The organism is Desulfosarcina sp., from assembly GCF_033791525.1.
Lineage (GTDB): Bacteria > Desulfobacterota > Desulfobacteria > Desulfobacterales > Desulfosarcinaceae > Desulfosarcina.
Window position 1 is genome coordinate 1 of record NZ_JASJGN010000483.1, and the last position, 3,661, is coordinate 3,661.

Here is a 3,661-nt window from a genome sequence, read left to right on the forward strand (position 1 = left end):
TTGGTGTGGGGTTTGATCCATTGCCCATCTTTGAGATAGTCGACGCTGATCGGTTTAAGGGTTTTTCGCATGGTCATAAACCGGTCCTTCATGCCCATGAGCCAGGATTTATGGTTCTTGACGTCCTGTCGGGTCAGAAACATCAGTTTGAGGAACCGTTGGATTTTTGGCATGGTCCGAGCGAGGTTTATTTCGTTCGCCCCAAGATCCCCCTTATCGCCGTTGGAATTTCCGCCGGCATCAGAACCACCTTGGCGTTTGACGACATTGACAGGCTTTTCAGCGACTCCACGTATTTTTCACCGATCAGGTACATTACGGGAATCTCATTGTCACCGATGGCCTCGGTGACTTTCTGGATGGCCCGCTGGCTGGCTTCGGCAAGGAGGACTTTGGCCTGGGCATCGCGCTTGGAAGCCTCCAGACGGCCTTCGGCCTCTAAAATGGCCGCTGCCTTCTCTCCCTCGGCCCGGGTCACCGCCGCCCGACGTTGACGCTCGGCGGCGGCCTGCTCTTCCATGGCGGCCTGCATGGTCTGTGAGGGATTGATATCTTGGATCTCGACGGTCTTCATGGTGATGCCCCAGTCCGAAATGTCGTCGGAAATGGCCGCCTTGAGTTTGGCCTTGATCTGGTCGCGGGAGGAGAGGGCATCGTCAAGATCCATTTCTCCCACGATGGCACGCAGGGAGGTCTGCACCAGGTTCTGGATGGCGAACTGATAGTTCTCCACACCATACACCGCCTTTTCCGGAGAAATGATATTCATGTAAGCAACGGCGTTGGCAATGATTACGGCATTGTCTCTGGTGATGACCTCCTGGGAGGGGATGTCCAGAACGATGTCCTTGGTGGTGACTTTGTAGGCCACTGAGTCGATGTAGGGAATGATGATATTCAGGCCTGGGCCAAGGGTTTTTTGATATTTGCCCAGCCGCTGAACCACGTGCTTACTTCCCTGGGGAACGATCCGCACGCCCAGAAACAGGGTAACGATCACCAGCACGACAAAGACAACCACTACGATTAGTCCTTCCATGTTTCCTCCGAATGTCTTGGTGAGAACTTGATTTATGATTTTTTAACCATCAGGGTATTGCCAGAGATGTCCGCAACCGTCACCCGATCGCCTGCGGATACCGCCGTATCACAGATGAACGACCATTCATCCGATCCCAGCAGGGGCGTGGTGAATCGAACCATGCCGCGACGGCCATTTTCAGGAGCTCGAATCACCTGCCCGGTTTCGCCGATGGCCGCCTCGCGGGCAATTCCCGCCCGGGTTCGATCGGTCATCATCGGACGGATGAATTTGAACCAGAGAAAGGTGAATGCACACGAAGCGATGGCCCAGATGAACAGCTGCCAGGTGAAACTGATGTCGGAGAAGAGCAACAGCAGGCAGGCCACCACCAAACCGCCCAGCCCGAACCAGAAGATAGTGAAACTGGGGACGAAAAGTTCGGCCATAATGAGGATCATGCCAAACACCAGCCAGTGCCAGTATTGAACGGTGATATTCATATTGTTTCCTGAAGGGGAAAGGGGGTTAGGGTTTTGCAATCGCCATAGGGTGCAAGCGTTGGGTTTTGGTTTGATGAAATCGTAACACCTCCGACATTACTGTTTCCCGTCTCAACCGACTATCGGCAGTTTTAGTTTGAGCAATACGGAATTTGTCTTTTTCTAACAAGCGCTTCAAGTGAAGAATCTTAGCACAAATTCCGAACCGGTGGAAGCCGCACCGCAATACGCTTGACAAGCACTTCGTTTAAAACCTCGGTTTAAACTCCAGCTTGATCAATCACCTTGACTCGTCTATATTATCCAGCAATTCTTGGGCGGTTAAGGATACCCGGATACGGACAATCAAAGCACAGCAATTTCACTGGAGGGAATATGGTGGTTGACCAGATCGGGAAAATCGCCGACGGTGTTCACATGTTGGGGCACCGGGCCGTGCCGGTCTTTCTCGTTGACGGTGACCGGCCGGCCCTGTTCGATGCCGGCCTGGCCTTTCTCGGACCGGTGTATGCCCGACAGATCCGGCAAGTGCTGGGCGATCGCCAACCGGTGTGGTGCTTTCTGACTCACTCCCATTTTGACCACTGCGGTGCCGCAGCCTATCTGAAAACCCAGTTCCCGAAGATGCAGGTGGTCTGTTCGGAAAAGGCCGCCAATATCTTTGACCGGCCCAATGCGATTTCACTGATATTTGATCTCAACCAGTTTGCGGCCCAGATGGCGGTTGATTTCGGCGTCGATCCGGGCGACACGACCTTCGAATCCTTCAGTGTGGAGGCGACGGCTAAGGAAGGGGATTGTTTTGAGATTTCAGCGGATCTCACCGTCCAGGTCATGGAAACACCCGGGCACACATGGGATTTTCTCTCCTATACCGTTCCCCAACTTAAGCTGCTGGTTGCTTCAGAGGCTTTGGGCACGCCGGATGAGACCGGCTATATCGTGACCGATTGCCTGGTGGATTACGATGTCCACTACCAGTCCATGCAGCGGTTGAGCACCCTGGACATAGAAACGCTGTGCCTGGGCCATGTCTATTCGTGCACCGGCAGCGATGCCCGCCGGCATGTGGCTGAATCCCTGGTGCAAAGCCGCCGGTTTCGCAATATGGTCGAGCGGCTTCTGGAAACCGAAAACGGGCATATTCCGGCCGTGATGAAGCAGGTCAAAGCGGTTGAGTGGGACGGCAAATCCGGGCTTCGACAACCCGAGCCGGCTTATGTGCTCAACCTGGAGGCCCGCATCAATACCATTGTGCGAAAATGGCAGGCTGCGCGGAAACACCACGAACCCAATAAACAGCTGAGATCGTCATATGACCGAACCTGACCTGACCGTCGACATCGGCGGCCTGGAACTCCAGAACCCGGTGATGACGGCTTCGGGCACTTTCGGCTACGCCCGGGAGTTCGACCATTATATCGACCTGAACCGTCTGGGGGGAATCATCGTCAAGGGCCTCTCCCTGAAACCCTCTAAAGGAAACCCGCCCCCGCGCATCGTCGAGACCGACTGCGGCATGCTCAATGCCATCGGTCTGGAAAACGTGGGCATCGACGGTTTCATCAAGGACAAACTGCCTTTTATAAAGACCCTTCGCCCGCCCACCATTGCCAATATATACGGCAGGACCGTCGAGGAGTATGCGCTGCTGGCCGAACGCTTCGAACCTCTCGATGCCATCAAAGGGCTGGAGGTGAACATCTCCTGCCCCAATGTTAAAGAGGGTGGGGTGGCCTTCGGTTCAGATCCCAAGATCGCTGACGAGGTGGTCAGAGCCGTCCGGGAAAAGACGACCAAACACCTGATGGTCAAGCTTTCTCCCAACGTTACCGACATCGCCCTTATGGCCAGAGTGGCCGAAGACGCCGGAGCAGACGCCCTGTCGCTGATCAATACCATCACCGGCATGGCCGTGGATTTGTCCACCCGCCGGCCCAAACTGGCCAACGTCACCGGCGGCCTCTCCGGGCCGGCCATCAAGCCCGTTGCCCTGCGGATGGTCTGGCAGGTGGCTCAGAAGGTGAAGATTCCCGTCATCGGCATCGGGGGAATTATGAACGCGGAAGATGCGCTGGAATTTCTCATTGCCGGGGCTGCTGCCGTTCAGATCGGCACAGCCAATTTTGTAAACCCC

General features: G+C 55.2%; 4 protein-coding genes. 2 read left to right on the forward strand and 2 right to left on the reverse strand.

What is annotated here, in order from left to right:
- Positions 1-187 precede the first annotated feature (187 nt).
- Both QNK41_RS22845 and QNK41_RS22850 read right to left on the reverse strand, forming a co-directional pair.
- Positions 188-1,039 carry a stomatin-like protein gene (locus tag QNK41_RS22845; protein WP_319262150.1) on the reverse strand — a complete coding sequence of 284 codons (852 nt, stop codon included), beginning with the start codon at positions 1,037-1,039 and terminating at the stop codon, positions 188-190.
- 32 nt (positions 1,040-1,071) lie between these two features.
- On the reverse strand, positions 1,072-1,524 hold the full coding sequence (locus tag QNK41_RS22850) for an NfeD family protein (RefSeq protein WP_319262152.1): 453 nt from the start codon (positions 1,522-1,524) through the stop codon (positions 1,072-1,074).
- A 375-nt stretch (positions 1,525-1,899) separates the two neighbouring features.
- On the opposite strand from QNK41_RS22850, the gene QNK41_RS22855 reads away from it, so the two are divergent.
- Both QNK41_RS22855 and QNK41_RS22860 read left to right on the forward strand, forming a co-directional pair.
- Entirely contained in the window at positions 1,900-2,853 is a 954-nt protein-coding gene (locus QNK41_RS22855) for an MBL fold metallo-hydrolase (protein WP_319262155.1), read from the forward strand.
- A partial coding sequence (locus tag QNK41_RS22860; protein WP_319262157.1) for a dihydroorotate dehydrogenase occupies positions 2,840-3,661 on the forward strand: 822 nt, incomplete at its 3' end. The genes QNK41_RS22855 and QNK41_RS22860, both read left to right, overlap by 14 nt.